The sequence below is a fragment of the Chryseobacterium jejuense genome (assembly GCF_017877355.1).
GTDB lineage: Bacteria > Bacteroidota > Bacteroidia > Flavobacteriales > Weeksellaceae > Chryseobacterium > Chryseobacterium jejuense_A.
This window is the reverse complement of the sequence record NZ_JAGIPR010000016.1, coordinates 1-25,204: the sequence shown is the minus strand read 5'-3', so window position 1 is coordinate 25,204 and position 25,204 is coordinate 1. Positions and strand designations below refer to the sequence as shown.

Genomic DNA, 25,204 nt, shown 5'->3' with positions numbered 1-25,204 from the left:
TTATTTGTATTCTTTTGGAAGAATGTTGTCTAGTTGTTCTTTAAACTGCTGAAGCTGTTTGTAATGTTCCGGATCGGCAAAAGAGTTGACATAGAAATGAGCTTTCTTAGGAGTGCGTATCTGAAAAGTTTCATCAATACCATCTACAGACTGTTGGCTTGGTGAACTTTTTATCTTGTCAAGATCTTTAATATTAATAGGAGAGATGAGCTGCTTCCATGTATCCATATTGATTGCTGAAGCCCATTTCTGGTGCGTTTTATTGGCAGTGGCGCCCTTTTCTGCAAAGACAGAATCTTTGGTCACTTTAATAATCCTGTATTCTCCCATAGTTCCGCCGATATGAGATAGCCTGATAAAGGTTATTTCATTGGTAGAAGCTGAAGGTTGCTTTGATTTTTTAGAATCACAAGAAAAAAATGCCGACAGCAAAAAGATCGGAAATATGAGTTTCAGATATACATTTTTTGTTGTCGGCATCTTATATAATTTATAGGCTGAATTCTTCTCTATACTGTTTTAAAGCATCTTTCAGAATTTCAGCACTTCTTTTAAGGTCTTCTTCTTTCAGTACGTAAGCAATTCTTACCTGTTTTTTACCTAATTCAGGATCACTGTAGAAACCTCCGGCAGGAGCTACCATAATGGTTTCTTTGTTGTTAGAATATGATTCAAGCAACCATTGTGCAAATTTTTCAGTATCATCTACAGGAAGTTCGGCAACACAATAGAAAGCACCTCTTGGCTTAGGGCAGATTACACCTGGAATAGCATTTAAAAGGTCTACTAAAACATTTCTTCTGTGAGTATATTCCTCTCTTACAGCTCTGATATAAGCTCCGTCATTCTGATGAGCTGCTGTTGCTGCAATCTGTCCTAAAAGAACAGGGCTTAATCTTGCCTGTGCAAAAAGGATCGCAGCATTACGGATTTTTTGAGAACGGGTAACCATACATCCGATTCTTACTCCACACATAGAATAACGCTTGGATTCTGAATCAATAACGATGCAGTTTTCTTTTAATTCAGGGAAATCAAGAATAGATATCTGTTGTTTTCCATCATATACATATTCTCTGTATACTTCATCAGAAATGATTACGATGTCATATTTTAAAGCAATCTCAGCAAGTTTCTGAAGCTCTTCACGAGTGTAAAGGTATCCTGTTGGGTTCCCTGGGTTACAAATGATAATTGCTCTGGTTTTTTCTGTGATCTTTTTTTCAAACTCTTCAATGGGTGGCAAGGCAAAACCTGTATCAATTGTAGATGAAACGGCTACTACATTTACATCAAATGTACTGGTAAATCCATTGTAGTTAGCATAGTAAGGCTCAGGGATAATTACTTCATCTCCATCATCACACAAAGTTGAAATGGCAAAATTTAGTGCTTCAGAACCACCATTGGTAACAATAAAGTTATCAGGGGTTAGGTCTGAAAAGCCTAGAGAGTGGTAATATTCTGTAAGGGCATTTCTGTAGTCTAAATTACCTTCAGAAAGTGCATATTCCAATACTTTAAGATCAATGTTCTTTAAAGCATTTAATGCTGTTTCCGGAGTTTCAATATCAGGCTGTCCGATATTAAGGTGATATACTTTTATTCCTTTCTGTTTTGCTTGTAACGCAAAGGGAACCAGTTTTCTTACCGGCGATGGCGGCATATGCAGTGCTCTGTTTGAAATATTCGGCATTGTTCAAAAATTTGTATGACAAAAATAGGATTTAATTTCCCAATAATAAAATTAAGAATAAGAAGAAATGGCCTGTCATCTCCTTTCAGCGGTGATAACTTTATGGATTTTACTATTAATATTAGTTCTATTTTGATTAATTATTGATTTTTTGTTAAAAATAATCTTTTTATATTGATATTTTTCTTAAATTACCATTCAAATGTGAATAAAATGATAATAAATTTATTTTTTAGAGCTTTACCTGCTATTGCTCTTCTTTCAGCATCAGCAATGATGGCTCAAAATTTTCAAAATATGCCGATTACTTCCGGATTTACGGTAGATGTAATTGCCAACGGAGTAGGGTCTTCTTCAATATCTACTACAACAGACGTTGATGGAGTTTCTTTTGCTTTTGTAGCGAGGGATTTTAAACTTACCCCCACCAGCTCTGCTCTTACGTATGGAATTCCTGCGGATGGTATCATTAATTCGGTGGTAGCTTCTACACCTGGTCTAAGTTACCAATTGGGAGATTTAAGTGCTAATAATTCTTTGAAGCTGATTACAGCAGGAGATAATGGAACTCTTGTATTTACTACTCCAATGGCTGCTTTTAAGTTGTATATGCTTTCAACGAGTGGTAGTGGTACGTCCATAGTAAGTGCAACAGTAACTTTTACAGATAATTCAACCCAAACATTTTCTAATATTAACCTTTCGGACTGGTATGGCGGCTCTAATTTTGCTATTCAGGGGATTGGAAGGATCAATAGAGATAATGATAACTTAGAACCTAATAGTACTAATCCCAGATTGTATCAGGCTGTTTTGGATATTGATGCAGCTAATCAGGCTAAACCAATACAAAGTGTAACGATTACAAAAAGTTCCGGTTTCGGAATTCCTAATATTTTTGCATTCTCAGCAGATGCTTATACTGATTGTATTGCTCCTACAACAGATGATGCAACTGGAGTTACAGCCAATAATGCTCAGATTTCATGGACGGTTCCTGCAAGTAATCAGACTACAAGTTATGATATTTATTACAGTACTAACTCAGGAGTTCCAGCAAGTAATGTAAATCCTAATCATTCCAATGTTACAGGAACTTCCTATACTCTGAATAATTTATCTCCAAGTACAACTTATTATTATTGGGTAAGAGCCAATTGTAGTACAGCAACAAGTAAGAGTGTATGGTCTCTTGCTAAATCATTTACAACACAATGTGGTGCAATAGTGCCATCGTATACTAATGATTTTAGTAGTTTCCCTGGCCAATGCTGGGCTAATAACTTAACTGGAGGAGATCCTGCTACAGGGCCATCAGGTACAGATTTTTCTTATTGGGGATCACGTAGTTTTTTAAATGCATCAGCTAACGGACCTTCAGCTTCTATAAATTTATACTCCTCAGATAGAACAGGATGGCTTAAGACAGCATCTTTTAATCTCTCTGCAGGTGGTTATAAAGTGAAGTTTAATTATGGAGTAACACAATATTATAATGCGGATTCTTCAGGAATGGATAGTGATGATGTTGTTCATTTCCTGGTTTCCAATGATGGCGGAACCACATGGACGATTCTGCAAACCTGGGATGCCAATAATGCTCCTTCCAATACTTCTAACGAGTATACATTTGATCTGGCTAATTTTGTCAGTGCGAATACCGTCTTTGCATTTTATGGCAGCACAGGATCGCAGGATGAAGACCTGGATTATAATTTCTATGTGGATGATTTTACGGTTGAAAATGCTCAACTAAGTACTTCGGAGGTGAACCGTCAGGTGAAAAAAATATCAGTTCATCCGAATCCGTTTAAAGATATTCTGTATATTTCAGATACAAGAGATGTTAAGTCAGTCGCTATAACGGATACTGCAGGAAGAGTGGTGAAAACAATTGAAGGTTCTGTGAAAGAGCTGGATCTAAGCAGGCTGAATTCAGGGTTGTATTTTGTGACACTTTATTTTAAGGACGGATCACAATCTACTGTAAAAACGATCAAAAAATAATTTTTTTAATGTAAATAAAGTTGAGCGGCGATGCATTATTGTATCGCTGCTTTTTTATGAAATCTAGAGCATGATACCGGAGAAATGGTAAGTATTATTGTGACTTAATTCTATTGATTTGCGATACTTTTCAGTAAATATATATTGAATAGTAACTTCCAGCCTCCCTCTTCCAGTTTCAATCTATTTCTCTATAAATAATCAATAATTTTTATTAATTTAAACTTCTAAAATTCACTGAAAATGCAAATTATATCAAACTCATTGGAAGACTATCTTTCCAAGATTCCGGCGGAAAGACAGGCGCCGTTTAAAAAACTTTTTGATGTGATTAATGACAATCTGCCTAAAGGGTTTGAAAAAATTTCCAATTACGGAATGTTAGGCTGGGTGGTTCCCTTGAAAACATATCCTGCAGGCTATCATTGTACACCCGGAACACCTTTACCCTTTATTAATCTGGCTTCACAGAAGAATTTTATTGCACTGTATCATATGGGCTTGTATTCCAGACCAGAACTGTTGGATTGGTTTGTGGCAGAATATCCTAAACATTCCAGGAAAAAGCTTGATATGGGAAAGTCCTGCGTCCGTTTCAAAAAACCTGAAGATATTCCTTTTGAGCTGATTGCAGAACTGAGCCGGAAAATGACGGCAGAAGATTGGATGGGTATCTATGAATCTCAGTATAAGAAATAATAAAAGCCCTGGATCATATAGATTTCAGGGCTTTTTTTGAATTGTGGGCGTTTTTAAAGACAGGAAGCGGGAGGCTGGAAGTTATTATTGTGTTCCTGATAGCCTATCGTTTATTATTAAAAATATTTCCAATTTTGAAAAGGTTAATTAATAGGAGTTCGAGTTATTTTCCGACTGAATAAACTTCCATCTTCCTGCCTCTAACTTCCCTTCTTTTAAAAATTAATATCCCAGATTCCGGCTTTGCGTTCAAGCTCAATTAAAGCGGAAGCGTTTTCTGCTAAAAGCTGGAAATAATTCTGACGAAGTTCATTATATGTTCTTTGAGCATTGAGTACTTCTAAAATAGAACTTTCTCCCCGCTGATAACTGTAAGTGATTCCATTCAGGATGCTTTCCGCTTCTTTCAACATGCCGTTATCGAACTGCTGTAGCTGTTTTTGAGCAGAAGTATACTGTTGGTAAGCCTGAGTCACTTCCATTTGTATGCTGTTTTCAACTTGCTTGTATTCTGTTTCTGCCTGAGCATAACCCATTTCTGCAATTTTAAGATCGGCATTCCGGCGATTGGAAAACTTTAAAGGAACACTGATTCCCAATTGTATGGTATTAACAGCAGGAGATGGGGCAATTTCATTATTGGCCACAGTATTGTGTCCGGCTCCGGCACTCAATCCTAAGTCTATCACACGGTTAGCTTTTTCAAGTTTAACACGGCTTGCCGCTGTATTGATATTTTGTTTTGAAGCTAACAGATCTGCTCTTTGGTTAAAAGCCTGGGTGATGAGATCATTTAAAGTGAACGTTCTGTTGAAGGTATTGAGATCTCCAGCAACCTCTTTGCCAGTACTGTCACTCCCGATAAAATCAGATAAGGCAGTGATAGACTGTTGCTGAGCTCCTTCCAGCTGATAAACTTCGTTCAATAAAGAAGAAGCTTCCAATCTGCTTTGCTGAGAGGTCACTTTGGAAATATCACCTAATTTGTATCGGATACTATCGGATTTAGCCAGTTTAAGCATGCTTTGATATGATTCTTTCTGAACAGTTAGTAATGCTTTTGATTTCAAAGCCTCAATATAGCCTAAAGTGGCATCAGCAAGAAGATTTCGTAGATAGTCCTGTAGTTGTAGTTTCGAATATTCGGATTCATTTTTTGCCGTTTCTATTCTGGCTTTTCTTTTACCACCCAATTCAAGCGTCCAGCTGACTGACCCTCCTACCGTGTATCCCATATCCTTGGAAACTCCGTTGTTGGAGGTTTCCATTTCAATTTGAGGATCAGGGAATATTCCTGCGGTGAGGATAGAGGCTTCAGCCATGCTGACATTGTATTTCTGTGCTGCAAGACCAAGATTTTTATCCTTTACATAATTCAGGTACTCACTGAAGTAAATAGGTTCCTGTTCTGTCTGGCCCTTGATGAATATACCTGTAACGGTACATAATACTATGATTAAAAAATTAGATTTCATGAGAGGTTGCATTTTGTTTATCGAAACGGTATTCAGCTAAATAATAAATGGCAGGAAGTACAAACAGAGTAAGGAATGTTGAGAACATCAATCCATACACAATCACGGTAGCCAAAGGTCTCTGTACATCAGAACCGATTCCTGTTGCCAGGGAAGCAGGTAATAACCCTATGATTGCTACGGAAGCGGTCATCAATACCGGTCTGAAACGATCCTTGGCTCCCTGAATGACCGAGGCTTTAAGCGGAATTTTATTTTTTCTTAAGGTGTTGATATGGGAAACCATAATCACTCCATTCTGAATAGCCACTCCAAATAAAGCAATAAAGCCTACTGCAGAAGATACATTAAGTGACATTCCCCTGATATTCAAGGCCAGCATTCCTCCAAATAAGGCCAACGGAATGATACTCATTAAGACCAATGCCTGTCTGAAGGTTCCAAACGCGCCATATAGCAGCAGGAACATAACTGCTAATGCCAACGGAACAATAACTGCCAGCCTTGAATAAGCTCTGTTTTTATTTTCAAACTGTCCGCCCCATTTGATCTGATATTTTTCATGATCGTAACGAATATTTTTTTCAATGCTTTTCTGTGCTTCGTTGATGAATGAAGTAAGATCACGTCCCCTAAGGTTTAATTTCACGGTAAGATGTCTCTTATTCATTTCTCTTGTAATGGTACTTTCTCCGGTACTCAATTTTACTGAGGCAATCTGTGAAAGTGGGATTTTAGCTCCCGAAGAAGAGGCCAGCATCAGGTTTCCTATTTTTTCAGGAGTATTGCGGCTGTTTTCCACATAACGGCAGGAAATATCATATACTTTGTTGCCAATGAAAATCTGAGAGACTGCTTTCCCTCCGAGAGCCGTTTCAATAAGATCGGTAACATCAGAAACATTCAATCCGTACTGGGCAATTTTATTTCTGTCAGCAACAATTTGCAATTGAGGCAGAGGTGGTTCCTGGTCAATGGCAAGATCTGCAGAACCGGGAACGGTTTTTAAAAGAGAAAGAACATTGTCTGCAACCTGCCTTGTTCCGGCGAAGTCATCCCCGTAGATTTTTACCACCAACTCACTGTGAGCACCCGATATTTTATCCATTACTCCATCAATCATGGGTTGAGAAAAACCTACTGTAAAGCCAGGCATTTCCTTGTAATCTTCTGCTAATTCTTTGATGAGGTCTGCTTTGGTTTTTCCTGATGCCCATTCTTTGTAAGGTTTGATGCCTACAGATACTTCAAAGTGGGAAGCAGTCCATGGATCGGTGCCGTCATCATTACGTCCTGCCTGTACCATAATATAAGTAACTTCGGAATGCTTCATCGTTCTGAGACGAAGAGAATCACTCATTTCCTGAGCTTTTTTCAGAGAAATTCCCGGTGGAAGCTGTACTTGCAGCCAAATGGAACCTTCATCAAGCTCAGGTAAGAAGTCTTTACCTACGCTATAAGAAAGAATTCCGGCTCCAAGTAATACAATTCCTGCGGGAATAAAGATTTTTTTTGGTGCAGACATGATTTTGTCAATTCCTTTGCCATAAGCGTTACTTACTTTTTCAAGCCATCGGTTGTGATACAGTTTTCTGGGCTTTCTATAAATCATATAAGCCAGCCCTGGAATCAGTAATAAAGCTACTGCCAGAGCTCCTAATAATGCGTATCCTACAGTAAATGCCATAGGGGTAAATAATTTTTTTTCAACTCTTTCAAAAGCGAACAAAGGCAGGTAAGCCGTAATGATGATAATTCCTGAAAAGAATATCGGTTTCGCAATTTCAGTGGCTTTTTGAATGATCGTTTTCTCTTCCAGTTCCTTGTCTGGATGTTCTTCTCTTTGCCTTAAAATAGCTTCCAGCATTACGATGGAACCGTCTACAATAATTCCGAAATCTATGGCCCCCAATGAAAGAAGGTTGGCCGGAATATTGGTGAAATGCATAAAAATAAAAGCAATAAGAAGTGAAAAAGGAATGGTAATAGCTGTTAGAAGAGCTCCCCGCCAGCTTCCAAGGAATACAATTAATATGATAATAACCAATACAATTCCTTCCGTTAAAGTATGGGATACTGTGTTAAGAGTGGTTTTTACCAGATCAGTTCTGTCCAGATAGGTGTGAATTTTTACCCCAGCCGGAAGAATATTTTTGTTGAGCTCATCTACGGCTTCGTGAACACCAATCAATACCTGCGATGGATTTTGACCCTTTAATAGCAAGACAATTCCGCCTACACTTTCATTGTAGTTTCTGCTTCTATCAGTAAAACCTAGGATTCCTTTGCGTTCAAGATTTCCATATTTTAAGGTTCCGATATCATTTAAAAAAACAGGAACTCCTTTTTCTGTCTTTACAACGGTTTTTCCAAGATCGTCAAGATTTTTAATCAATCCGATTCCACGAACTACATAGGCGAGATCTCCACGGGGAAGCATACTTCCGCCTGCACTGGCATTGTTTTTACTGATGGTCTCAATAATTTCTGCAAGGGAAAGCCCATATTGCTCTAATTTGTTGGGATCAAGCTCTATCTGAAACTGAGTTGTAATTCCGCCAAAATTAGTTACATCTGCAATTCCTGAAACCTGTTTTATTCTGGGGATGATCACGAAATTCTGAAGATCGGTAAGTTCTCTTAAACTTTTATTATCACTTTCAATCACATATCGGTAGATTTCTCCTACGGGCGAGGTTAGTGGATCTAGTCCCGGCTGTGCATCGTAAGGCAGGGAAACTTCGGCCAGTCTTTCCTGAATACGCTGTCTAGCCCAATAATCATCAATTCCATCATCAAATACAATGGTAATCATGGAAAGTCCAAATGTACTCTTGCTTCGCATGACATGCATTCCCGGAATTCCGTTAAGGGCTCTTTCCAGCGGGATGGTGATCTGTTGTTCTACTTCTTCGGCAGCGAGCCCCTGTACCTGAGTCACTACCTGTGAAGTGGTATCTGCAATATCCGGATAAGCTTCAACGGAAAGCTTAGTCCAGGAGTAGTATCCAAAAAATCCTAATAATATAAAGAGGGCCAGTATAAGCCATTTTTTCTGTATGGAAACTGTTAATAACTTTTTCATAATCTTACTTTAATGGGAAACTTCAGTTTCCACATTCAACATTTATTTTACATCCAGTAGATAAATTCCTCCTGTAATCATTATTTCATCACCAGATTTAAGACCTGATGTGATCTTCACCGTTTTTTCAGAAGCTTCAGCAGTGATCACATTACGTTTCATGAATTGGTTTTTTCCGGTTTTGATCCAGACGTATTGATTGTCGTCTTTTTGCATCAGGGCAGAGGTTGGGATGATAATTGTGTTTTCAGAATCGGTGGAGTAGGTGATGGTGGCAAACATGCCGGGTTTTAATGTTCTGTCGGGATTATCACATTGTATTAAAACTTTGATACTTCTTGTTGCTTCATCTACCCAATCATTGATATGGTATACTTTTCCTGTAATGGCTCTGTCCGGATAAGTATTGACTTTTACAGATACCTGATCTCCGTTTTTAATGAACCGAAGATCCTTTTCTTTAACTTCTCCGGAGATCCAGACCTTAGAAAGTTCAGCAACAATCATCACTGGTTCTGCATCTTCACGGAGATACTGTCCGGTAACTACTTTGTTGGAAATAACTTCACCGGCAATAGGAGCCCTTACAATTAAACCTCCGGAACCTTTCCCTTGGCTGTTGTAAATTTTTAATGCTGTGGATGCATTGGATAAAGAAATCTTCTTATTTCTGAATTCTGTTTCAGATTCTTCCAGTTCCTTTTGTATTCCCACCCCGTGTTTTACAAGATCTTGCTGGCGTTTGTATTTCTTTTCTGCCAAGCCAGCTTCATTCAATGCATCGGAATATTCTTTCTGTACATCCAGATAGCCTGAGGACAGCACTTCAAAAAGTGGGCTTCCTGCACTTACTTTCTGTCCGATATTAACAAAAGCCTTTGTAATTCTTCCTGAAAATGGACTGGCTATTTCTGCATAATTATTAGGAATAGCCTCTATGGTCCCTACAGAAGTAATATCATGATTGTATTCCTGATCGCTTACAGTAATGGTTTTAATTTTCTTTAAAACAGGGCTGTTCTCAGGAATGATGACCAGATTGTCTTTCATGGTAATTTCCTGTTCCGGGGTTTGTTGTGGGACATTGTCTTTGCATGAAACTGCAAAAAGAATGATAATGCTTAAGATGATTCTTTTCATGACCTTAATAAAATTGGGTACTGTTGCTGATTTTTGGTTTTGTATTGTTCTTTTTCTTAATGACCAGTTTCTTACTCCGGGCTTCCTTTTGGGTAGATAGAGTAGGGCGTAGAAATATATTCGTGGAAACAATGAAAAAGACGGTAATGAGTGCTTCTTTGGGATAACCGAGAGCACATAATGCTCCTATCGCTGCGGAACACCATAAGGTAGCGGCTGTATTTAATCCCCGAACGGTAAGACCGTCTTTCATAATAACGCCACCACCTAGGAATCCAATGCCACTGACAATGTAAGAGGTGATTCTTCCTGCTGCATCACCACCAATTCTGATAGCGATGAGTACAAATGCTGCGGAACCTATGCAAACTAAGGTATTGGTACGGAGACCTGCATTTTTTTTACGCCACTGTCTTTCGAAGCCTATGCCGGTGCCTAAACAGAATGCGGTTAATAAACGAAGTGTAAATTCAAATGTATTCATAACTTTTCCTTTTTTTATAAAGCTTGTAAGCTGTACGGGAAAAGTGAGTACAACTAAAGCTTTTAAGATTGATAATTACTGTAAGGATCTGCGTCCATGTGCTTTATTTTTTACAGTGCAAAAGTAGGGATAGTGGCTTTTTTCAGCCGTTAGAAAAGCTTTAGAATGCTATTAGAATTTTATTAGAGAAAATGAAATAGAACTTTTTTAAATGGAAAATTATATAATTGATAGTATGATTTGATACTATCGTAAAGGTTTACTAATGGTTACAGATGTAGAATTAAAGCGCTCATCTGTAACCATTTTTTAAGATAAAATTTCAATACATTTGGCAAAAGTCCAGCTTTGTGCTATACTATTATTAATTTTGTAGAATAAAGCTTGTTTTATCTCCCGGTTTCATACCAAAAGTTGTCTTTATAAATTATATATTTTAGAAATGAAAAATTCAAACTTAGCGATTCCTGCTACACTTTTAGCCATCATCTGTGTACAGGGTGGAGCATCCATTGCCAAGCAGCTTTTTCCGGCAATTGGAGCCATTGGAACCGTTACTTTGAGGATTGTACTTTCTGCAATTCTGCTGACCATTATCAATCGTCCAAAATTTTTAGAGTTTACTCCGCAAAAATGGAAGTATTGTGCAATGTATGGAACAGGACTGGCTGCTATGAATCTTATTTTTTATATGGCGATTCAAAGAATTCCGTTAGGATTGGCAGTAACCGTAGAATTTGCCGGACCTTTATTCCTTGCATTGGCATTGTCTCGTAAATTGTTAGATGTTGTTTGGGCATTATTGGCTTGCGTCGGAATATTACTTATCGTTCCCTGGAAGAGCGATCATGTAGATTTGCTCGGTCTTGGATTAGCTTTCCTGGCAGGAATATTCTGGGCTCTCTATATTGTAATGGGCGGAAAAGTGTCTAAAATAATGGATGGAAGAGATGCTGTAACCACCGGAATGTTATTTGCCAGTCTGGTGATTATTCCTTTCACAATATGGGATGGTGCAGTTTTTAATATGACTCCGGCTATTTTTGTAAAAGGTTTGGGAGTAGCTATTTTATCCAGTGCTTTGCCATTTTCATTAGAAATGATGGCTCTAAAAAAGCTTCCTGCCAAAACTTTCAGTATTCTGATGAGTCTGGAACCTGCATTTGCAGCCTTTTCGGGATTAGTTTTTCTTGCTGAAGAATTGTCTTTTTTACAATGGATTTCCATTAGCTGTGTTATTGCAGCAAGTATAGGAACTACTGTTTTCAATAAAAGGGCTGCTTCCCATAATTAAAGAATATTAGTACTTAAGCCATTAAGGGATATTTAAAATACTTCGATAGATCAGAACTCTGCATCAAAATCAATAGTTTTTGATGTCAAATACCACCGTAAAAACAGTCTCATTATTTTCCGAGGTTACTTTTATCGTTGCATGATGAAGATGAATAATTTTCTTCGTTAGGAAAAGCCCAATTCCATGACCTTTTTCCTGTTTGGAAGTTTCACTTCTGTAAAAAGGTTCAAAAATAGACAGCAAATCTTCCTGTGAAATTGTAATTCCTGTATTGATGAAGCTGATAACGAGCTTTTTATGGTCTGTTTTAACATCAATCAGGCAGGTGTGAACCGGAGAATATTTACAGGCATTATCGATGAGGTTATTAAAAGCGACCTGTAATAAATATTCATTTCCCTGTACAACGAGCTGATGCTCTTCTATCGTGCTATCAATATTCAAGGAAACTTTATATACCTGATTTTCCTTTATTATTTTCGAATAAGATTCCAGCAGGATTTCATCCAACCGTATTTCTGAAAAACTGATTTCATTAGGGTCATAACTGGCTTTGGCGAGATCCATTAAGCTATTGGATAATTTCACCATATTTCGGGCATCATCCAGCGCATATTGAATAGTCTGCTGATATTCTTCTTTAGTTTGCTCCTTTTCAGAAGACAATTCCAGTTCTGTGATAATAGCGGATAAAGGAGTTCGAAGCTCATGGGAGATATTGGATACAAAATGTTTTTGAGCATCAAACGAATTTTCAAGCCTTTTCAGCATTCCGTTGAAATTTTGTGCCAATTCATTCAGTTCGTCTTTCTCACCAGTAGTTTTTAAACGCAACTGTAATTTTCCGGCAGTAATATTTTTAATCTGATGAACCATTTCACTTAGCGGATTCAATGCTTTTTTCGAAAGAAATATTCCGGCTAAATAAATGAGTATTAAAATGCTGATAAAGGCAATGATACTGATGGTAAGAAGGTGATGGATTGATTTGTAACCATATTGATCGTATCCGGCAGCAGTTACTAAGTATTCCTTCCCATTATAAGTGTAGACCGTTCCTATAGCCTGCAGATCATGAATAAAAAAACTGATTTCTTTCTTGTTTAAAATACTGGAAAGCATTTTAGGATCTTCCTTTACAAAGTCTACCTTTGAATCATCGTGATAGACCAGATTAAATTCCGGATCATAGATGGCTACCTGAACCTCATTAATGGTTTTTGTGTTGTTTTTGTAAACACGATGCATTTCCTTTTCACTCAATGTACTTTGAAAAAAGAGATTGGCTTTTGCCACCGCCTCATTTCTGAGTTGGGCATAGAATGAGGTTTCCCGGGCTTCACTTGAAGAATAGTATACGGCAATACCATAAAATATCATCAGCATAGCCGTGACAATAGTAAAGAGTAAGGTAAGCCGGGTTCTTATTTTCATGCCTTATGGGTTATTGCTGATGTTCTTCGTATCCTTTTTTTAAAATAAAGCCCATTCCTGCTTTGGTATGAATCAGTTTATTTTCGAAATCTCTGTCAATTTTTTTGCGGATATAGTTGATATACACATCAATAAAATTAGTGCCGGTATCGAAATGAGTTTCCCAAACATTTTCAGCAATCTCTGAGCGGGAAAGCACTCTTTCCGGATTCTCCATCATATATTTCATCAGGTTGAATTCCTTGGGAGTAAGTTTAACTGGGATTCCGTTTCGGCTTACAGATTTCAGCTTCAGATCCATTTCAATATTTTCATATCTTATTATTTGTTCCGTAGGAGAATGTAGAGAAAATCTTTTCATTAAAACTTTAACTCTTGCAATCAGCTCACGCATTTCAAACGGTTTGGTCAGATAATCATCTGCACCGGAATCAAAACCCTCCAACTTGTCATCAGTAGTTCCCAATGCAGTCAACATAATGATGGGAATATGTGGTTTGGAACTTTTTATTTCTTTGCAGAAATCGAGGCCATTTTTCAACGGAACAATAATATCTGTGATAATGAGATTGAAATCCTGAGTTGTGGCCAGTTCTGTAGCTTTTTCGCCATCATAGGCAAAACTTACGTCCATATCCTGTTCCAGAAGACCTCTGCCAATAAGCCGTGAAAGTCTTTTATCATCTTCAACAAGTAAAATATGAGGCATAAGAATAGATAAAGTGTTTAGTTACTATGAAAGTTACTCGATATTCTTCACAAATGTAATGATTTCTATTTTGTAATTTTGATGTGAAATAACAATCAGAATACCCAAAATTAAAATGATTTTCTATAATAAATTTAAAAAAGGAATTGTTGGCGGAATGTGGATATTGATACTTTTGATAATGGTACAATGCAATTCCTATCAGAGTTCTGTATCGCTTCAAAACGGAGATTTATTTTTTGTAACAGCAAAGGAAACAGGATTGTCCGGAGCGATTAATAATGTAACCCAAAAGCAGAAAGCTGCCTCATTTGACCATATTGGGATTCTGGAAAAAGAAGGTCATAAAATGTTTGTTCTGCATGCAGCTCCAAAAGGTGGTTCACAAAAACAGAGTCTGAAAGATTTCATTGAAGATCAGAAAAAAGATCAGCAAAATGTTGTGGTTTATCGTTTGAAACCTGAATACCAGAAATCAATTCCTGAAGCCATTGAAAAAGCAAATTCCATGCTGAGAAAACCCTACAATTTCAATTATATTTTGGATGAAGGTTCTTATTATTGTTCAGATTTTGTGGAAAGAGCTTTTCGGGAAGATCATATTTTTACATTAGAACCTATGACGTTCATGGATCCTAAAACAGGAAAAATAAATGCATTCTGGGAAGATTTTTATGGTAAGAAAAATCTGAAAGTGCCTGAAGGAGAGCCTGGCTGTAATCCCAATGGATTGGCTGGGTCAGAAAAAATAGAAAGGATCGGAGATCTTTAAAATGGTCAGAAAGGAAGCTAGATGAGGGAGGCTGGAAGTTACTATTAGACATATAATTTGTGAAGTATGGGCCTAGAATAATAAGTTGCCAAGTTTGATAGAATATATTATTTTGAATTTAATAATTTAATGACTTCCAGCCTCCAGCTTCAGGCTTCTTAACCTCACATTTTTTCCGAAATTGAATTAAAATGGATCGAGAAGCTATGATGGCTTCTTTTTTTAATATAAAATTTTTAAAAAATATTAGTCTACTAATTTGGTGGACTAATATTTTTTTATATTTTTGTGACAGATTTAAATGCAGAGCGCAATATGATCTGAGTATTAACCCAAAAATGTTTAGCGATGATTACACCTAACCCAAGCCTGCAGGTTTTTCAAAATACACTGAACCTGTCTAAAAAAGAATTGTTATTGGAAATAGAGTTGAATGGCAAAATGAAATTTGAGTATTTAATGAATACCATCCATAATCAATTGGGCATTTGTCACAGGGTGTTGTCAGCGAACGTGGAATATGTGAACGGATACAGTTTTGGTTCGGTACAATTATATATTAATGCCAATTTAGATGACTATCAGCAGCTTGAAGCCTATCTGAATAAAAATAAACTTTTGAATACAACGGTGGAGTATTTCTGCCGAAAGTATTCTTAGGGGAGATTCATATAGTTTTAATTACTCAAAGTGTCCGGTTTCTTTATCGGGCACTTTTTATTTTAGAATGATGGATTTTTTCTCCTGCAGATTTCACGGATTACACAGATATTTTAAATAAGGAGTAAATAGGACCTATAGCAACTTCCAATATCGACAATCATTCAATTGGAGGAGTGAGGATTCCCCTCCAGTGGAGGGGTGGCAAAAATTCTCTGAATTTTTGACGGGGGTGGTCATAAAAAGAACCTTTATTATTCAAAGTTCTATTCCCAAGATTTTATATTGTAAGGATGCAAAGAGAGAATCAATTAAAATTGGTTTGATGAAACTTATGCTAAGGGAAATGCATTTTACCATAAAAAAAGCGCTCAGATCTCTCTGAACGCTCTATGGTAATAAAAATAAGTCTAGATTCTTTCGATATCAGCACCAATAGCTTTCAATCTTCCATCAATATTTTCGTATCCTCTGTCGATTTGCTCGATGTTGTGGATAATAGATTTTCCTTCTGCAGAAAGGGCTGCAATAAGAAGGGCATTTCCGGCTCTGATATCCGGCGAAACCATTGTTGTTCCTCTTAACGGAGATTCCTGATTTAACCCGATTACTGTTGCTCTGTGCGGATCACATAAAATAATCTGTGCCCCCATATCAATTAATTTATCTACGAAGAATAATCTGGATTCAAACATTTTTTGATGAACCAGGATACTTCCTTTAGCCTGAGTAGCAACTACTAAGATAATGGATAATAAGTCCGGAGTGAATCCAGGCCATGGAGCATCAGAAATGGTAAGGATAGATCCGTCAATAAATTTCTGAATTTTATAATGTTCCTGAGCAGGGATGTAAATATCATCACCACTTTGCTCAAGCTGAATTCCCAGTTTTCTGAAAGTATTAGGAATCACTCCCAATTGGTTCCAGTTTACATTTTTGATGGTAATTTCAGATTTTGTCATGGCAGCAAGGCCAATCCATGATCCGATTTCTACCATATCGGGAAGCATCGTATGTTCTGTACCGTTCAGATGTTCTACCCCTTCAATCGTAAGAAGGTTAGAACCGATACCAGAAATATTAGCTCCCATTCTGTTCAGCATTTTACATAATTGCTGAAGGTAGGGTTCACAAGCAGCATTGTAAATTCTAGTTTTTCCTTTTGCAAGAGCTGCAGCCATTACAATATTAGCTGTTCCGGTTACAGAAGCTTCTTCCAATAAGATGAATTTTCCTCTAAGCTCTTTCGCTTTTAAAGAATAGAAGTATTCCTCCTCATCATAGTGGAATTCAGCACCAAGTTCAACCAATCCCTGGAAATGTGTATCCAGTCTTCTTCTTCCGATCTTATCACCTCCCGGAGTGGGCATATAAGCTTCTCCGTAACGTGCTAACATTGGCCCCATCAACATAATAGATCCACGAAGTTTGGCACCGTCTTTTTTAAATTCATTGGATTTTACATAATCGAAGTTTACTTTATCAGCCTTGAAAGTATAGTCTCCATGACCATTTTTAGTAACATTCACTCCGAAATCCCCAAGAATTTCAATCAGCCTGTTTACGTCATGGATGTCCGGGATATTTTTAATTCTTACTTCCTCGTCCGTTAGCAGAACCGCACATAAAATTTGTAGAGCCTCATTTTTGGCTCCTTGTGGAGTTATTTCCCCCTGCAGTCTTTTTCCTCCTCTTATTTGAAATGTTCCACTCATTATTTTCTGTTTTTATGATTGTTATTATGCCTTCTTTTGTTGGGTTGGTTCTTGTTATTATTGTTGTTGTTATTACCGCTATTTCGGTTGTTATTATTATTGTTGTTATTTCGGCTGTTATTACTTGTATAATAAATCTTACTCTTTTCAAGAGATTCAATTCCTGTAAGATCCAACCTGTTTTCAGACAATTCTTTCAAATGTCTGAATATAACATCATCTGTCACGTGTTCTTTATTATAAACATTATAGGACTTCTTCATATTGTTGGCAATAACTTCGATAAGGGCTTCTTTTTCGTCACCTGCTTCCAGTTCAATTGCTTTCTCTATTAGTTGAAGAATACTTTTTCCGTAAAATTTAAAGTCTCCCTGAAGTTTTGGATATTCCATTCTTTTAGGTTTTTCTGCCAATTGTTCCATGGTAGGAAACGGATAAGGAGAGTCTACATCCAAATCATAGTTTGCCAGAATAAAAAGATGATCCCAAAGTTTATGTTTATAATTTTCTTCGTCGCGAAGTTGTGGGTTTCTCTGACCCATAAAATCGATGATTGCCATAGCCATTTCATTCCTTTCCTCTTTGGTAGGAAGTTCTTTGCAGCGCTCAACCAACTGTTGTATAATTCTGCCGTATTCGGGCATATGAAGCTGAGTTTTTTGGGTATTGTATTCCATAGTATGCAAATATATGGATTAAAAGAAAAATTGTTTCGAGAAACTTTAAAATTTATGATTTTTTAATGAAAATTTCTGATGTGATTCTTATATAAATATTATTTAAATTCAAAATATTTCTCCTTATTTTGAATTTGTTTTCAATAAAAATGTAAATTAGTTGGTAGTTTGATAATTAATTATTCCAATGAAAAAAACACATTTTATTCTTTCCCTACTGGCTTTAGCGCTTGTTAGCTCATGCCAGAATAATGATGAATTGAGTACAGAATCTTTGAAGAAGGAAGAAGTACACGATAAAATAGTAAATGTAACCCAACATGACGGGAGACCTTTCAGTACAGGAAGCGAATCCGGATCCGTGAAAGGGAAATTTGTTGCAGGCCCAGGCGGCAGTGTTTTGATGCAGGGGTTTTATTGGGATGTTCCCGATGGGGGCAACTGGTGGAATACTGTTAAAGATAAATTAACGGCGTGGTCCAATGCAGGAATTGGAGCTGTATGGCTTCCACCTGCTTCAAAAGCTCAAAACGGAGCTTATTCCATGGGATACGATCCTACTGATTATTACGATTTTGGAAATTTTAATCAGAATGGAAGTACAGAAACCAGATTTGGATCAAGAACAGAGCTGGAAGCATTGATTACAAAAGCTCATGCAGAAAATATGCAGGTCTATGCTGATATTGTAATTAATCATAATAGCGGTGGCCAATCTGAAGCGAATCCATTTACCGGAACAAATACCTGGACCAATTTCTCAGGGGTCGCTTCTGGAAAATTTCAAAGAAACTACAATGACTTTTATAAAAATGCCTACGGAAACAACGATGAAGGTGCCTTTGGTGGATTCCCGGATTTGTGTCATGCCAACCCTCATGTACAGGACTGGTTGTGGGAAAGAGACGATTCAGTGGCGAAATATTATAAAAATGTAATGAAATTTGATGGCTGGAGATTCGATTATGTGAAAGGGTTTGGGCCTTGGGTAGTCAATACATGGAATTCTAAGATAGGAGGCTTTTCTGTAGGTGAATTATGGGATTCGAATGTAAATACCTTGGAATGGTGGGCTAATAATGCCAACAGTTCCGTATTTGATTTTGCTGCATATTATAAAATGGATGAAGCTTTCGACAACGGAAACCTAAATGTGTTGAATGATGATATGATGTGGAAAAGAAATCCGTACAAAGCAGTAACCTTTGTTGCCAACCATGATACGGATGTTATCTATAACAAAATGCCGGCCTATGCTTACATTTTAACCCATGAAGGATATCCTACCATTTTTTACAGAGATTATGAAGAATGGTTAAACAAGGAAAGACTGAACAACCTGATCTGGATTCACAACAATAAAGCTACAGGAACTACTTCCATTTTATATACGGATAATGATGAATACATTGCAAGACGTAACGGGTACAATGGAAATCCGGGGCTGGTAGTGTATATCAATACATCATCAAATTGGCAGGAAAGATGGATTGACACCAATTGGACTAATCAGCAGATCAAAGATTTTACGGGGCATTCAAGCTGGTATCCGACAACACAGGGAGATAAACGGGTAAAAATTCAGTGCCCACCAAATAGTTACTCAGTGTGGTCGCTTAATTTATGAGTAATGAGTAATGAGTAATGAGTAATGAGTAATGAGTAATGAGTAATGAGTGGCGGTTCAGAGCTCAAAAAAATAATGAGTAATATAATCTCTCGCAGATTTTGCAGATAATGCAGATTCTTTATAGCATAGACATCTGTGAAATCTGTGGGAAATTACACCTGAATAAATTTTTTCTTCTGATGCTGATCCGGAAGAAAACACTTTTGATTGGCCAGTTTCATTCTGTTTCTTGAAATAAGGTCATAAGCCTTATCACTCAGAAAAGCTGGCAAAATTTTACCAATCGCTGAAAGTTTATAAACTCCACCCAAGATATTGGCAATTTGCAATACTGCTCTTGATTTTATGAGGTAATATTGTTTTGGTTTCCAAAGGTATAAAGTGTTGAAAATTTTGGTTTCTAAGCCTCTTTCCGATAAAAATTGCTGTCCGAATTCAGATTGTAATGAAGCAAACATAAATTGGTCTTTCTTATCCCGCTCCAGAATCCACTGAACCCAGAAATTGCAAACGCCACAATCTCCGTCAAAAAATACAATATGTTTATTTTCCCAGTTTTCCACGACTTCTATTTATTAAACATGATCCTTCTTTCTGTATCTTCTTTGGCTAGTTTGAAATATTTAACAAGATCTGAACGCTGTTCATCAGCTAGTTTAGCATTCTGATGTCCCAGATAGTAAGATTCAAGCGGCATTTCTTTTTTTTCAACCATTTCTATGCATTCTTCCAGTTTACGAAGCTGTCTTTGAGGCTCATATACTGCAAAGGTAGAAAAATTAAGTTCCTTTCTGCCTTCATTAATATGATTTTTTACATACCATGAAACAGGTGAAATATTGGTATACCAAGGGTATTGGGTTTCATTGGAATGGCAGTCATAACATGATGTTCTGATAATCTTAGCTACCTTTTCAGGAGTGTTTTTTATTTTCAGAAAGTCCATACCGGGAGTAGGGCGTGGATTGGTTTTATCAATAGGAAAAAATTGAATGATAACGAAAGCTACGAGAATGATAATAAGTATTTTTTTCATGGGAAAAGGGATTCATGTTTGTGAATTATAAAGATAGTTATTTTTTTAATGGGATTGAAAAGATGGGGTGGAAGCTGGGAGAGGGAAGCCGGAGGTACTTGAAGCCGAAGAGGAAATGTTCTGTTTTATAGTGTATGTTGGGGATTATGTGGGATTAGTTTTAGGTTGGAAGCTGGGAGAGGGAGGCTGGAAGAACTGAAATACCAAGTGAGGATATTCTGTTTTTATAGTATTTGAAGGCATAGGGGAAAAATTATTTTTTATGAAATGAAAGAAGCATTAAGATTAGCTAAAGTACTTCTCCGCCTATCATAACTTCCAGCCTCCAGCTTCCCTCTTCCAACTCATCTTCCTTACATTGAGTAATTCTAAATAGAGTAGTGGTGGCTGAATGAATTTAAAAAATAACTAACTTAATACCACAATAGTGTCTTGAGTTTTGATGCTGTCGGAAATGTTTTGTTATAGTTTTTAACTATCATTTAAATAACTATTAATAGATTGTATTTATTAAATGAACGTTGTAAGTTTGTCATGTTCTTACCACATAGGAATTTCTTAAACTGTATTAATCAATATAAAAAATAAATAAACGACAATGGAAAAAGATTTGAATGACATCAGTAAATGCCCTTTTCATAACGGAACAATGAACAAGAGCGTAGCAGGTGAAGGTACTCAAAACAAAGATTGGTGGCCAGATCAGTTAAGAGTAGATCTTCTGCGCCAGCATTCATCGCTGTCTGACCCAATGGATAAAGACTTCGACTACGCAGAAGCATTTAAAAGCCTTGATCTTGAGGCGGTAAAAAAAGACCTTCATGCTTTAATGACAGATTCACAGGACTGGTGGCCGGCAGATTTTGGTCATTATGGACCATTATTCATTCGTATGGCTTGGCACAGTGCCGGAACCTATCGTGTAGGAGATGGTAGAGGTGGAGCGGGAGCAGGACAACAACGTTTTGCACCACTGAACAGCTGGCCGGATAACGTAAGCCTTGATAAAGCAAGAAGATTATTGTGGCCTATTAAGCAGAAATACGGTAGAAATATATCATGGGCAGACCTTTTAATTCTTACAGGAAATATAGCCCTTGAATCTATGGGATTCAAAACTTTTGGATTTGCAGGGGGACGTGCAGATGTATGGGAACCGGAAGCAGATGTATATTGGGGATCTGAGAAAACATGGTTAGGTGGTGATCTACGTTATGCCCATGGTTCTGAAGGAGTAGTAGAAGGTCATTCTGCAGTTCTTCCTACAGATGAAAAAGCAGATGGAGATATTCATTCCAGAAACCTTGAGAATCCATTAGCTGCAGTACAAATGGGATTAATTTATGTAAACCCTGAAGGACCGGACGGAAATCCTGACCCGATTGCAGCGGCTAAAGACATCAGAGATACTTTTGGGCGTATGGCTATGGATGATGAGGAAACGGTTGCTTTGATTGCGGGTGGACATACTTTTGGAAAAACCCACGGTGCAGGCCCGGCAGACCATGTTGGCAAAGAACCGGAAGCAGCCGGAATTGAACAGCAGGGATTAGGATGGGCGAGCAGCTATAAATCAGGAAGTGGAAGAGACGCTATTTCCAGCGGTCTGGAAGTAACATGGACAGAAACGCCAACTCAATGGAGTAATTATTTCTTTAAAAACTTATTTGAAAATGAATGGGAATTAACTAAAAGCCCTGCCGGAGCTCACCAATGGGTAGCGAAAGATGGCGCTGAAATTATTCCTGATGCATTTGATTCTAATAAAAAGCATAGACCAACTATGTTGACAACGGATCTTTCCTTACGATTAGATCCTGTTTACGAAAAAATTTCAAGACATTTTTATGAAAATCCTGATGCATTTGCAGATGCATTTGCAAGAGCGTGGTTTAAATTAACCCACAGAGATATGGGACCTCGTGCCCGTTACCTGGGACCGGATGTACCACAGGAAGAATTGATCTGGCAGGATCCTATTCCGGCAGTAGATCATGAATTGGTAAATGATTCTGATGTTGAAATTCTTAAAGCTAAAGTTCTGAACTCAGGACTAAGTATTTCCGAACTGGTTTCTACAGCATGGGCTTCTGCATCTACTTTCAGAGGAAGTGATAAGAGAGGAGGAGCAAATGGTTCAAGAGTAAGATTGGAACCTCAAAGAAACTGGGCGGTGAATAATCCAGCTCAATTGCAGAAAGTATTGGGAGTATTGGAAGGAATTCAAAATGAATTCAACGCTCAGAACGGAGGTAAGAAAATATCTTTAGCAGATTTAATTGTTTTAGCAGGAAACGCAGCCGTAGAAGCCGCAGTAAAAAATGCAGGACATGAAGTTAAAATCTCTTTTGCGCCGGGAAGAATGGATGCTTCTCAGGAGCAAACTGATGTAGAATCTATGGGATATTTAGAACCTGCAGCGGATGGATTCCGTAATTATCTGAAAACAAAATTCACAGTTTCTACAGAATCTTTATTAATTGATAAAGCTCAGTTATTAACCCTTACTGCTCCGGAATTAACTGTTTTGGTAGGAGGAATGCGTGCTTTGGATACGAACTTTGATGGTTCTAAACATGGAGTATTCACCAGCCGCCCAGGAGCTCTTACCAATGATTTCTTTGTAAATCTTCTGGATATGGGAACTCAATGGAAAGCAATGTCAGATGATAAGGAAGTGTATATGGGAACAGACCGTAAAACTGGCCAGCCAAAATGGACGGCTACCCGTGCAGATCTTGTATTCGGCTCAAACTCTGAGCTAAGAGCGATTGCGGAAGTTTATGGAAGTGCTGATGCACAAGGTAAATTTATCAATGATTTTGTTAAGGCTTGGACGAAGGTGATGAATCTGGATAGATTTGATTTGGCTTAATTTTTTAATCTTTATAATAAACAGGCTGCCTTGAAAAAGGCAGCCTGTTGTTTTTGTATGTATTGATGATGATGAAGATCAGTGGAAACTTTGTTTTTTCTTATTGGTTTCCTTTTAATTTAATAATTTCATCTACTAATATTGGAATTACATTTCTTGCCATAGCAATGAAGTTCTGATCTTCAGGTTTTATTGAAATAAATTCTATATCATAATCTCTGCTTCCTTTTTCTCCGGTCATGATAAAGTTCGATCCGGAATCAAAGTCCCTTCCTTCAATATATAAAGTCCATGGAGATGAGGTTGCTTTATTACATATCTCGATGATGTTTTTTAATTCTAAATCTGTCATTTTAAAGAGTTGGGCTTTATTTTTTGATTAAGCAGCTTTGTGAAGGTGTCTTATCTGTACCTAATAATAGCAATTTTAAAATTACACTTATTTCAGTATTCCTGAAAAAGCTATATAATGATATCTATTATATTCAATTTTATAAGATTGAGTAAACAGAAAGCATATTGATATTAAACATGAATAAAAGAATACTATTACAAAAAGAAATAAGAAGGTAAAAGTCCTATGCTTATTTTAAATAATATTAGATGCAAACTTATAAATAGAGTATTCGCTGTGATCGAAAGACAAATTCCTATATACTAATATTTATAAATTTGCATTTTAATTTTAACAATTTTTATTTGCTTCATCTCATAGAATGCGCAGCGGGTTATTGTTGGTAATTGACATGATTTTATTTTTTGGTTGGTATGAATTTCACTACTAAGAAATAAAAAGCACCCTTGACTGTTTCTTATCTAAAAAAGTAATCATTACTTTTTTATGTACTAAAGTTCTCTTATATTTGAGTTTTCTTTATAATAGAGGTTAGATATGGGGTAATACATTAAAATAAGCACGCTCAGAAAGCAAAAAAATTGTTCGCAAGAAGGTGTTGCTCAGAAGATAGATGCTTCTCGTGAGATTATTGGAAAATATGAACGTAATGAAAACCTACCTTCTATTGAGATGGTTGTTAAAATGGCTAAAGCTTTTGAAATAACTGTAGATTTTTTAATTGGGGAAGGGGAAAATGTTGCATTCGATAAAGAGACCGTTGAACGTATTAACGATATTCAAAAAATGGATCCTGATACCAGAAGTATCCTCTTTAATGTTATTGATACCTATATCCAAAATTTTAAAACTAAACAGGCTTTTAGATAAACAAATTCTAACAAAATGAGCCGGAAAAATTGAAAATATTACTATGAAAAAATATATTTTAATATTCATTACCTTTTTTCTGATAAGTTGTAATTTTAATAGTACATCTCAAAACAGAGAAGAAGATAAAAAAGAGGCTGAAAAAATTACTGAAAGATTTTATTATTTTATCAAAAAGAATGATAAAGAAAATGCAATTGAATTGATTAGTAAAAACCTCTTTAAAGTTACTCCAAAAGAAAAGTTTAGTCAAATCTTAGGTTCATGCTCTTCTGAATGTGGCGAGATTAAAAGTTATTCTTTGAACCATTGGGAAACATTTGTCGTTAAAGGTACAAACCCAAGAAGTGAATATGTTCTTGTTTATGATGTAAATCGAACCATAAAAAATACCAAAGAAAAATTTACATTAAAAAAAGAAAATGATTCGATTAAAATTTTAGGATATAATATTGAATTTTAAGTATATGAATAAAAAAAATCCCCAGTTTTGGACTGCCCCCAAAAAGTTAGACACTTTTTAGGGGCATTTTTTATGTATAGAAAAGAAAAATTTAGCGTTGCTTTCAAATTAGAATGTATTAA

Annotated in this window: 21 protein-coding genes and 1 pseudogene; 9 read left to right on the top strand and 13 right to left on the bottom strand. The window is 36.8% G+C overall.

From position 1 onward, the window contains the following. Entirely contained in the window at window positions 1–480 is a 480-nt protein-coding gene (locus J2772_RS22510; protein WP_209920834.1) for a hypothetical protein, read from the bottom strand. A gap of 10 nt (window positions 481–490) precedes the next feature. Then, on the bottom strand, window positions 491–1,696 hold the full coding sequence (locus J2772_RS22505) for a pyridoxal phosphate-dependent aminotransferase (protein WP_209920831.1): 1,206 nt from the start codon (window positions 1,694–1,696) through the stop codon (window positions 491–493). 213 nt (window positions 1,697–1,909) lie between these two features. On the opposite strand from J2772_RS22505, the gene J2772_RS22500 reads away from it, so the two are divergent. Next, window positions 1,910–3,703 carry a T9SS type A sorting domain-containing protein gene (locus J2772_RS22500; protein ID WP_209920828.1) on the top strand — a complete coding sequence of 598 codons (1,794 nt, stop codon included), beginning with the start codon at window positions 1,910–1,912 and terminating at the stop codon, window positions 3,701–3,703. Window positions 3,704–3,946: 243 nt separating this feature from the next. After that, window positions 3,947–4,402, top strand: coding sequence for a DUF1801 domain-containing protein (locus J2772_RS22495; protein WP_209920826.1), 456 nt, complete (start codon window positions 3,947–3,949; stop codon window positions 4,400–4,402). A 215-nt stretch (window positions 4,403–4,617) separates the two neighbouring features. Here J2772_RS22495 and J2772_RS22490 read toward each other — a convergent pair whose 3' ends face one another. The 4 genes and pseudogenes from J2772_RS22490 to J2772_RS22475 all read right to left on the bottom strand — a co-directional run. Further along, on the bottom strand, window positions 4,618–5,877 hold the full coding sequence (locus tag J2772_RS22490; protein ID WP_245365303.1) for a TolC family protein: 1,260 nt from the start codon (window positions 5,875–5,877) through the stop codon (window positions 4,618–4,620). Further along, window positions 5,867–8,962, bottom strand: coding sequence for an efflux RND transporter permease subunit (locus tag J2772_RS22485; protein WP_209920820.1), 3,096 nt, complete (start codon window positions 8,960–8,962; stop codon window positions 5,867–5,869). Before J2772_RS22485 ends, J2772_RS22490 begins: the two co-directional genes overlap by 11 nt. A gap of 42 nt (window positions 8,963–9,004) precedes the next feature. Continuing rightward, complete coding sequence (locus J2772_RS22480; protein ID WP_209920817.1) at window positions 9,005–10,102, bottom strand: efflux RND transporter periplasmic adaptor subunit; 1,098 nt, start codon at window positions 10,100–10,102, stop codon at window positions 9,005–9,007. Window positions 10,103–10,205: 103 nt separating this feature from the next. Further along, window positions 10,206–10,586 (bottom strand): annotated as a pseudogene (locus J2772_RS22475) (MgtC/SapB family protein); the annotation flags it as partial. Window positions 10,587–11,028: 442 nt separating this feature from the next. Here J2772_RS22475 and J2772_RS22470 point away from each other — a divergent pair. Next, complete coding sequence (locus tag J2772_RS22470) at window positions 11,029–11,880, top strand: EamA family transporter (RefSeq protein WP_209920811.1); 852 nt, start codon at window positions 11,029–11,031, stop codon at window positions 11,878–11,880. Between the two features lie 69 nt (window positions 11,881–11,949). Here the strand turns inward: J2772_RS22470 and J2772_RS22465 are convergent, their stop codons facing one another. Both J2772_RS22465 and J2772_RS22460 read right to left on the bottom strand, forming a co-directional pair. After that, window positions 11,950–13,317 carry a sensor histidine kinase gene (locus J2772_RS22465; RefSeq protein WP_209920808.1) on the bottom strand — a complete coding sequence of 456 codons (1,368 nt, stop codon included), beginning with the start codon at window positions 13,315–13,317 and terminating at the stop codon, window positions 11,950–11,952. A 10-nt stretch (window positions 13,318–13,327) separates the two neighbouring features. Further along, on the bottom strand, window positions 13,328–14,026 hold the full coding sequence (locus tag J2772_RS22460; RefSeq protein WP_209920805.1) for a response regulator transcription factor: 699 nt from the start codon (window positions 14,024–14,026) through the stop codon (window positions 13,328–13,330). A gap of 115 nt (window positions 14,027–14,141) precedes the next feature. Here J2772_RS22460 and J2772_RS22455 point away from each other — a divergent pair, with 115 nt between their 5' ends. Both J2772_RS22455 and J2772_RS22450 read left to right on the top strand, forming a co-directional pair. Next, window positions 14,142–14,798: a YiiX/YebB-like N1pC/P60 family cysteine hydrolase gene (locus J2772_RS22455; protein WP_209920803.1), complete on the top strand. Its 657-nt coding sequence runs from the start codon at window positions 14,142–14,144 to the stop codon at window positions 14,796–14,798. Between the two features lie 348 nt (window positions 14,799–15,146). After that, the gene (locus tag J2772_RS22450; protein WP_209920800.1) at window positions 15,147–15,458 is read left to right on the top strand and encodes an NIL domain-containing protein; all 312 of its coding nucleotides are present in this window, start codon (window positions 15,147–15,149) and stop codon (window positions 15,456–15,458) included. Window positions 15,459–15,868: 410 nt separating this feature from the next. Here J2772_RS22450 and murA read toward each other — a convergent pair whose 3' ends face one another. Next, a complete protein-coding gene (gene murA / locus J2772_RS22445; protein ID WP_045500653.1) occupies window positions 15,869–17,176 on the bottom strand; it encodes a UDP-N-acetylglucosamine 1-carboxyvinyltransferase in 1,308 nt (435 codons plus the stop codon). Next, a complete protein-coding gene (locus tag J2772_RS22440) occupies window positions 17,176–17,853 on the bottom strand; it encodes a DUF4290 domain-containing protein (protein ID WP_209920797.1) in 678 nt (225 codons plus the stop codon). Before J2772_RS22440 ends, murA begins: the two co-directional genes overlap by 1 nt. 187 nt (window positions 17,854–18,040) lie before the next feature. Here J2772_RS22440 and J2772_RS22435 point away from each other — a divergent pair, with 187 nt between their 5' ends. After that, window positions 18,041–19,480, top strand: a complete 1,440-nt coding sequence (locus J2772_RS22435; RefSeq protein WP_209920794.1) for an alpha-amylase — start codon at window positions 18,041–18,043, stop codon at window positions 19,478–19,480. Between the two features lie 155 nt (window positions 19,481–19,635). Here J2772_RS22435 and J2772_RS22430 read toward each other — a convergent pair whose 3' ends face one another. Continuing rightward, window positions 19,636–20,046, bottom strand: coding sequence for a thiol-disulfide oxidoreductase DCC family protein (locus J2772_RS22430; protein WP_209920791.1), 411 nt, complete (start codon window positions 20,044–20,046; stop codon window positions 19,636–19,638). Window positions 20,047–20,051: 5 nt separating this feature from the next. Next, complete coding sequence (locus tag J2772_RS22425; protein ID WP_209920788.1) at window positions 20,052–20,519, bottom strand: heme-binding domain-containing protein; 468 nt, start codon at window positions 20,517–20,519, stop codon at window positions 20,052–20,054. A gap of 598 nt (window positions 20,520–21,117) precedes the next feature. On the opposite strand from J2772_RS22425, the gene katG reads away from it, so the two are divergent. After that, window positions 21,118–23,394 carry a catalase/peroxidase HPI gene (katG, locus tag J2772_RS22420; RefSeq protein ID WP_209920785.1) on the top strand — a complete coding sequence of 759 codons (2,277 nt, stop codon included), beginning with the start codon at window positions 21,118–21,120 and terminating at the stop codon, window positions 23,392–23,394. Window positions 23,395–23,494: 100 nt separating this feature from the next. Here the strand turns inward: katG and J2772_RS22415 are convergent, their stop codons facing one another. Beyond that, window positions 23,495–23,746: a hypothetical protein gene (locus J2772_RS22415; protein ID WP_209920781.1), complete on the bottom strand. Its 252-nt coding sequence runs from the start codon at window positions 23,744–23,746 to the stop codon at window positions 23,495–23,497. A 552-nt stretch (window positions 23,747–24,298) separates the two neighbouring features. On the opposite strand from J2772_RS22415, the gene J2772_RS24325 reads away from it, so the two are divergent. Both J2772_RS24325 and J2772_RS22405 read left to right on the top strand, forming a co-directional pair. Then, the gene (locus J2772_RS24325) at window positions 24,299–24,619 is read left to right on the top strand and encodes a helix-turn-helix transcriptional regulator (protein ID WP_317194529.1); all 321 of its coding nucleotides are present in this window, start codon (window positions 24,299–24,301) and stop codon (window positions 24,617–24,619) included. 43 nt (window positions 24,620–24,662) lie between these two features. Then, window positions 24,663–25,082 carry a hypothetical protein gene (locus tag J2772_RS22405; RefSeq protein ID WP_209920779.1) on the top strand — a complete coding sequence of 140 codons (420 nt, stop codon included), beginning with the start codon at window positions 24,663–24,665 and terminating at the stop codon, window positions 25,080–25,082. Window positions 25,083–25,204: the final 122 nt, after the last annotated feature.

Coding starts and splice junctions, on each gene's coding strand:
- J2772_RS22510 (WP_209920834.1), bottom strand. CDS start 480: ATGCCGACAACAAAAAATGTATATCTGAAACTCATATTTCCGATCTTT.
- J2772_RS22505 (WP_209920831.1), bottom strand. CDS start 1,696: ATGCCGAATATTTCAAACAGAGCACTGCATATGCCGCCATCGCCGGTA.
- J2772_RS22500 (WP_209920828.1), top strand. CDS start 1,910: ATGATAATAAATTTATTTTTTAGAGCTTTACCTGCTATTGCTCTTCTT.
- J2772_RS22495 (WP_209920826.1), top strand. CDS start 3,947: ATGCAAATTATATCAAACTCATTGGAAGACTATCTTTCCAAGATTCCG.
- J2772_RS22490 (WP_245365303.1), bottom strand. CDS start 5,877: ATGAAATCTAATTTTTTAATCATAGTATTATGTACCGTTACAGGTATA.
- J2772_RS22485 (WP_209920820.1), bottom strand. CDS start 8,962: ATGAAAAAGTTATTAACAGTTTCCATACAGAAAAAATGGCTTATACTG.
- J2772_RS22480 (WP_209920817.1), bottom strand. CDS start 10,102: ATGAAAAGAATCATCTTAAGCATTATCATTCTTTTTGCAGTTTCATGC.
- J2772_RS22470 (WP_209920811.1), top strand. CDS start 11,029: ATGAAAAATTCAAACTTAGCGATTCCTGCTACACTTTTAGCCATCATC.
- J2772_RS22465 (WP_209920808.1), bottom strand. CDS start 13,317: ATGAAAATAAGAACCCGGCTTACCTTACTCTTTACTATTGTCACGGCT.
- J2772_RS22460 (WP_209920805.1), bottom strand. CDS start 14,026: ATGCCTCATATTTTACTTGTTGAAGATGATAAAAGACTTTCACGGCTT.
- J2772_RS22455 (WP_209920803.1), top strand. CDS start 14,142: ATGATTTTCTATAATAAATTTAAAAAAGGAATTGTTGGCGGAATGTGG.
- J2772_RS22450 (WP_209920800.1), top strand. CDS start 15,147: ATGATTACACCTAACCCAAGCCTGCAGGTTTTTCAAAATACACTGAAC.
- murA (WP_045500653.1), bottom strand. CDS start 17,176: ATGAGTGGAACATTTCAAATAAGAGGAGGAAAAAGACTGCAGGGGGAA.
- J2772_RS22440 (WP_209920797.1), bottom strand. CDS start 17,853: ATGGAATACAATACCCAAAAAACTCAGCTTCATATGCCCGAATACGGC.
- J2772_RS22435 (WP_209920794.1), top strand. CDS start 18,041: ATGAAAAAAACACATTTTATTCTTTCCCTACTGGCTTTAGCGCTTGTT.
- J2772_RS22425 (WP_209920788.1), bottom strand. CDS start 20,519: ATGAAAAAAATACTTATTATCATTCTCGTAGCTTTCGTTATCATTCAA.
- katG (WP_209920785.1), top strand. CDS start 21,118: ATGGAAAAAGATTTGAATGACATCAGTAAATGCCCTTTTCATAACGGA.
- J2772_RS22415 (WP_209920781.1), bottom strand. CDS start 23,746: ATGACAGATTTAGAATTAAAAAACATCATCGAGATATGTAATAAAGCA.
- J2772_RS22405 (WP_209920779.1), top strand. CDS start 24,663: ATGAAAAAATATATTTTAATATTCATTACCTTTTTTCTGATAAGTTGT.